This window comes from Anaerorhabdus sp. (genome assembly GCF_036657415.1).
Lineage (GTDB): Bacteria > Bacillota_I > Bacilli_A > Erysipelotrichales > Erysipelotrichaceae > Anaerorhabdus.
This window is the reverse complement of record NZ_JAVXGL010000100.1, coordinates 1-6221: the sequence shown is the minus strand read 5'-3', so window position 1 is coordinate 6221 and position 6221 is coordinate 1. Positions and strand designations below refer to the sequence as shown.

The 6221-nt window shown below is 28.8% G+C and carries 7 protein-coding genes; 3 read left to right on the top strand and 4 right to left on the bottom strand.

From position 1 onward, the window contains the following. Positions 1-39: 39 nt before the first annotated feature. Positions 40-660: a DNA-3-methyladenine glycosylase family protein gene (locus RSB60_RS10450; RefSeq protein WP_332616197.1), complete on the bottom strand. Its 621-nt coding sequence runs from the start codon at positions 658-660 to the stop codon at positions 40-42. A 48-nt stretch (positions 661-708) separates the two neighbouring features. Then, entirely contained in the window at positions 709-1266 is a 558-nt protein-coding gene (locus RSB60_RS10445) for a thioredoxin family protein (protein WP_323381945.1), read from the bottom strand. Between the two features lie 264 nt (positions 1267-1530). Here RSB60_RS10445 and RSB60_RS10440 point away from each other — a divergent pair, with 264 nt between their 5' ends. The 3 genes from RSB60_RS10440 (at position 1531) to RSB60_RS10430 (ending at position 4307) form a co-directional block, all read left to right on the top strand. Further along, positions 1531-2805 (top strand): sensor histidine kinase, encoded by a 1275-nt coding sequence (locus RSB60_RS10440; RefSeq protein WP_332616195.1) that lies wholly within the window; start codon positions 1531-1533, stop codon positions 2803-2805. 11 nt (positions 2806-2816) lie between these two features. Further along, positions 2817-3269: a hypothetical protein gene (locus tag RSB60_RS10435; RefSeq protein WP_323381947.1), complete on the top strand. Its 453-nt coding sequence runs from the start codon at positions 2817-2819 to the stop codon at positions 3267-3269. Between the two features lie 69 nt (positions 3270-3338). Beyond that, positions 3339-4307 (top strand): Gfo/Idh/MocA family protein, encoded by a 969-nt coding sequence (locus RSB60_RS10430; RefSeq protein ID WP_332616193.1) that lies wholly within the window; start codon positions 3339-3341, stop codon positions 4305-4307. 285 nt (positions 4308-4592) lie between these two features. On the opposite strand, the gene RSB60_RS10425 is transcribed toward RSB60_RS10430, so the two are convergent. Next, positions 4593-5894: a sensor histidine kinase gene (locus RSB60_RS10425; protein ID WP_332616191.1), complete on the bottom strand. Its 1302-nt coding sequence runs from the start codon at positions 5892-5894 to the stop codon at positions 4593-4595. Next, on the bottom strand, positions 5891-6221 hold a 331-nt coding region (locus RSB60_RS10420; RefSeq protein WP_332616189.1), incomplete at its 5' end, for a LytR/AlgR family response regulator transcription factor. The genes RSB60_RS10425 and RSB60_RS10420, both read right to left, overlap by 4 nt.

Below are 6221 nucleotides of genomic sequence, written 5' to 3'. Positions count from 1 at the left end.
TAATAATACTAAGTGGTGAATGATAAGTTGTTGTATATGTCATTTTAGCTCCTTTTCTAATGCGCCTCCCGCAACTGCCCATAAATATATACTTGCAACTGAACAATAAGGACTGAAGCGTTTGCGGTATTTTTCAAACATTTTTTTATTGATTTTCTTATGGTGATAAACAAGTTGTAAACCACGATGTATCGCAAGATCATGATAACTAAATATATTTTTTCGCATACAGCTAAATAATAAAATCATTTCGGCAGTCCAAACACCAATACCTTCTACTTGAATAAGTTCTTCGATTACTTCATCATCAGATAAAGTGGTAAGAACATTTAAATCCAATTCTTTGTTCTTAATTATCTGAGCAAAATTATGAATATAATGGGCTTTACGAAAAGTGATGCCAAAGGCTTGAAGTTGATCTATTGAAAGTGTCAAAATTGTATCCACATTTATTACAAGTAATGTATCGTTCATTCTTTGCCAAATGGTAGTAAGTGCCTTTGTAGAAATCTGTTGTCCAACAATATGATGAATAACGGATGAAAAAAGGTCAGGATGAACAGCACGTTGAATAAATCCAAGTTGCTCAATCACTTGACCTAGTTTTTTATCTTTACTTATTAAGTAATTCATTTCTTTTTCGCTATAATCAAAATACATTTAGTTATCCAACTTTCATGCTAGATATTATAGCATTCTTTAGCTTAACTATTTAAGTAAATCAATCATTTCTTGATAAATACCTGTTAACTCTTTTTTCTCTGCATCATTCATATCTCTTTCATGGGCATTATGAGTAGGTACAGTACCTAGATGATTTCTAAGAATTTTACCATCTTTAATAATAATTACATGAGGAATTTGTAAGCCATTTGCAGCCTCATCTTCGGATAAGAAATCAGCAAAATAATCTGTTTCAAATTTTATAATTTGCGCATCATCATTAAATGATAATGAATAAGCGAAGGTACCATAATCTTTTACTAAGTCATTAAGTAATGGTGCAGCAGCTAAACAATAAGGGCATCCAGGTGATCCTAGATATACAATACCGCTTCCTTTTTCATTCAATAAAGTTTCAAATTGTTCAAAAGTTAAATCATAGAAGTTATTGCTGTCTGCTTTAATATCATAATTTGTCATATCAGCTTTTTGGGTAGAAATATTTGTAATAGTTAAAGTTTCAACCTTAGGTTTTGTTGAACATCCAGCTACGACGAATGCAACTAAACAACATTTTAAAAGTGTAATCAATTTCTTTTTCATTGTATTCTCCTTGTTTATGATAGATATAGTATGAGCCACATGGGTTAAACTACTTAATATAGCGTTCCATGAATGAATACTATACTTGTTATTTTATACCATATTCATTGAAGTTGAAATAAAATTATGGTACAAATAAAGAAAATTTAAGTTCCTGTTTGAAAGGGGTAACCTTTGATTTTACTAAATAGACCTAGTTTTAAAGGCAAATCATCAAATCTAATGATAATAGTTCTACTTTAAGAATCAAAGCTGAATTAGTCGATGAAGCTATTGTATTTAATATTTCTAGTTATGATTGAGTATATTACACTTTTTTGTTACTTAAAAAGTATTTATAAATATCGTGGAGAATTTAAGCTAAATCCTTTAACACTAATGATTTTTGTAAGTATTACTGTATTTGTCTATGAAATTAATATGTTGATTTATACTTCATTTATTTTTTCTTTAGTTATTTGCTTACTTTTTTCCTATTGTGTTACAAAAGAAATGAATCAGAAAATCTTTGTTATAGCTGTTGTTTATTTTGTATACAGTGCAATGGTTGAAATAATAACATTAAATACATTGGTTCTCTTAATAAATATGCCAATAGAAGAAATTATGAATAATTCTTCTATTTATTTGGAAATTGGTATCATAAATAAGATTATTCAAGCATTACCATTATTTTTTATTCGCTCACGGGTAAAGAAACCTATTTTATCAACCTTGCAACAAAATCGAACAATTTATGCAGTTACAATTCTTTTTATCTTATTTGTGATTGAGAGCATTATTCTTACTTATTCAATGTTGAATGGAGAAGTTAGAAACTCCCTGGTATTGATTTCGCTTATTTCCATAATAGTATTTATATTATTCTTTAATTTGATCATTAATTACAATCATTTATTTGTAGAAAAGAAGTATTTAGAAATTGAAAGAGAATATGAAAAACTTCAAAGAGATTGGATTAATGATATTCAATGTAATCAAATAGAATTAAGGAAAATCAAACATGATATAAAAAATGTTTTATCGACAACATATTCTTTCCTAAATAATAGTGAATATGAGAAGGCGAGTCAGTTCATTGAGTCTATGCTTGAAAAAACAAATATGATTGAGATAAGTTATTGGACTGGGAATGTGGTGGTAGATAGTATTCTAAGTAACAAAATCGCATTAAATGAAGATATTAAATTTGAAGTAGTGGCGAGTAAAATTACAATTGAAATGAATGAAGTAGATACTTGTATTTTGCTGGTGAATCTTTTGGATAATGCAATAGAAGCACAGCGTGATGTGAATGATAAATTAATATGTGTATCTTTGTTTCAAAATGAATTTAATTTCATCTTAAAAATAGAAAATAGTTATAATAAAGACAAGTTAATCGATTTTACACAGACAAGTAAGAAAAATAAAAAGACCCATGGATTAGGTCTACAAATAGTTCGGGGTATCGTTAATAAATATGAAGGTTATTACAAAGTTGACATCAATGATACAATAGTAAGTACCATAATCATACCAATTATGGAGAGCGAATAGGAGAGCGTATCATGAATCATAAAGAACTGGATGGTAATACATTTAGCGCTTATGCTTATGAGGCTAACTCATTTATAAGCGCTGACATCAACGAATTTGAAGAAATTTTAATGATGTATAGTTCATTTGAAAAAAAGGGTAATAGTTATATTTCGAAGAGTGAATGTAATAATGAACTGCAAGTCACCGTTAATCATCAAGATGAAATTCTTCAATCAATTAGTATCACTGTATCAAAATATGAGGGCGAATATAGTAGAGAAAATCTGTTTTTAGATATTTACTACTTAGTAAAATATATCAATGAGAATTACTTATATATCTTACATGATAATCAAAGTTATCAAGAAATCTTTGATGAATTGATGATAAATGATTATGTACGTATTGAATTCGAAAAATTTGAGATATACTTTGTATACATGTACGAATTTGCTTCAGCAGAAATTATTTCAAAAAATTAATCATTGAGAAGATGGCACCTCTATAAATATGCTACACTTAAAGTAGTATAGAAATAGAGGTGTTTTACTATGGAGAAAAGTGTAAATATAATTGGAATTGGAAGACATGCAAAAAAGAATATCTATCCTTGTCTACAACATTTAGGTGTACATATCGAGTCAGTAACAACGCACTCAAAAGAAAAAGCATTGAGTGAATTAGAACATTTAGGTATTCATGCATGTGTTTATGATAATGTTGATGAAATGTTGAAAGAATCAAAAAGTGATTATGTAATTATTATTGTTCCTATGGAAGAAGCCTATAGTTTAGTTATGAAGTGCATAAAAGCAGGTAAGCGAGTTTTTGTAGAAAAACCGTGTGGGTTAAGCCTTGAACAGGCGAAGGATATTTATGATTGTGCAAATGAGATGAATACACCTGTATTTGTAGGATTTATGAAGCGCTATGCCCCTTGTTATAGAAAGATGAAGGAATATATCAAACAAGGTGATTTAGGCTATGTAAGATCATTTGAGGCGCATTTCAATGTTGATGCAAGTGCATTCTGTGAAACAGATAGTGATTTCATGTATGCAGTGGCGATTCACTATTTGGATTTGCTTAGAACATTGTTTGGTGATATCAAGCACATAACAGCATTGAAGAATGAATTTGGTAATGGAGTATCTTATACTTTAATGTTGACAATGGATGACGGTATTATTGGAACTTTGTCATTAGAAAATAGAGCGCCATGGACTAGAGAAAGTGAAGGTATTACCTGCACACTTGACGGAGGGTTTATTCAAAGTATTGAATTGAATGAACTTGTTGTTCATAAAAATAATTTTATTGAAGATAATTGGCAAACACTAAGTGAAGAAGACCGTGTTTATCGCGAAAACTATACACCTGCATCAGGGACATTAAAAGACTTATATCTAAGAGGATTTATGCAAGAATTAATAGAGTTCTTTAAAGATGATAATACAATTAATGATGATAATGTAAAAATAACAAGTGTGATAGAAAATATACTCAAGCAATTAAAATGACTTATCCATGTGATAAGTCATTTTAGATGTTTACTCAATGAATAATAATGAAAAGTTATTATACTATTTATTGTTTTATGGAGATGTTTTTTACTTTATGTTGTCACGATGTCAATGAAGGACTTTTCATATTGACTCCACAATTAGCGTCAAAAATAACAGTATCGCCTCCTTATGGAGGTGTATTGATCATATGTATTGTTTAGTACTGTTGTATTTTTTGCGTATTGCCATAAATATCCATCCCAATAAGAACCTAATATTGTAGTTCCTAGATAACTTTTATTACTTGTTAATTTGATAGGCTTGATTTGTCTTTGCAATCGGCATGAGGATATTAACGGTAAAATTATTCTCGTCATATTGAAACGTGATGGTTCCATGAAGTTTGTCGATAACTCGTTTTACATTGTTGATACCATACCCATGTGTATTCTTATCATTCTTAAGAGATAGAAACTGATTGGAAGATTGTTTAACTGATCCATCAAATGAATTTGACAAGGAAATAAACAATTGTTCTTTATAAATATTCATTTTTAATTCAATATATTTATCATCAACTTTAAAAGTTGCTTCAATTGAATTATCAAACAAGTTAGAAAGAATAATACATAAATCTAAATCAGGGATATCAAATTGATTAGGAATTAATATATTGTAATCAAGTCTTATATTGTTTTGCTTAGCAAGAAACATCTTTTGATTTAATAGAATATCAACGGTGTTATTACCAGTGAATACAAGCGATGATATTTGTTGAATATTTTCATCGAAACGATTTATATAATCAAGTGCATTATTAATTTGATTATTTTGTAAATATCCTCGAATCATACTAATATGATTTTTTAAATCATGTTTAATTGAACGAATTTCTTGATTGTAGGCAGATAGTTCTTTAAAGTGTTGAGTCTGGAGTTGCATCTGTTGTTCAAGTAGTTCAAGGTGAAATGATTTCTCACTATTATAATTTAATTGATCGACCATGAAGAATAAGAAGAAGGTATAGAAAAATAAGAGTACTGAAATATCAATGTAAAGCATCGTAGAACTAGCTTGATTTAAAATATTCATACTTAAATATAAATTTGCGATAGGGGAAATAAACAAAATAAAGTCAATGATGTATTGAAATGGTTTACTAGTCAGTTTACGTGTAAATAGAATAATAAGAATCATGAGTAGGACAATGATACAGGCAGTAAATTGTGTAATAGGATTCAACACTAAATCAAAGGCATTGCTTGGAACTGATTCTTTTGTTGTTTCAAGATAAATAAGAGCAGCGGATAGTTTTGCTGCATAGTTTAATGTTACAAATAAACTTGTAGTAATAAGTTTAGTTCGTAAATCATTGTAGTAGAAAATGCAACTAATAATTAACGTAAAGACAATATAGTATATCGCTGTTGAAAAGAAATGGAAATCAATAATATAAGTTAAAAACTGAAATGAAAAATAGATAACAATTGCGATAATTCTTTCTTTTTTTAATGCATCTTTTTTAGACAGCAGGTTGTCTAGAATAAATATACAAAGAAAGGTTTCCATTGCAGCGAGTCCGATTGAAATAAGTATTTTCATCGTGACTGAATGTAAGCCATTAAGGCATCATGAACCTGCTTGGATTTGTGTTTACTTAATAGAATAGTTTCATTATTATCAAGCGTGATAATATCTTTAAAGATATTTTTAACATATTTAAAGTTAACGATAAAACTTTTATGGACACGCATGAAGCCATATTCCTTTATACTTTCTTCCATTTCACTAATTTTACCAGTCATCGCAAGTTGACTTGTTGCAGTGTGTATTGTAATTGTACGTGTTAGTGATTCTATATAATAAATATCATTTAACTTTACACGCGTAATTCCCTGAGCGTTATGAATCGTAAGAGTAAGACTTTCA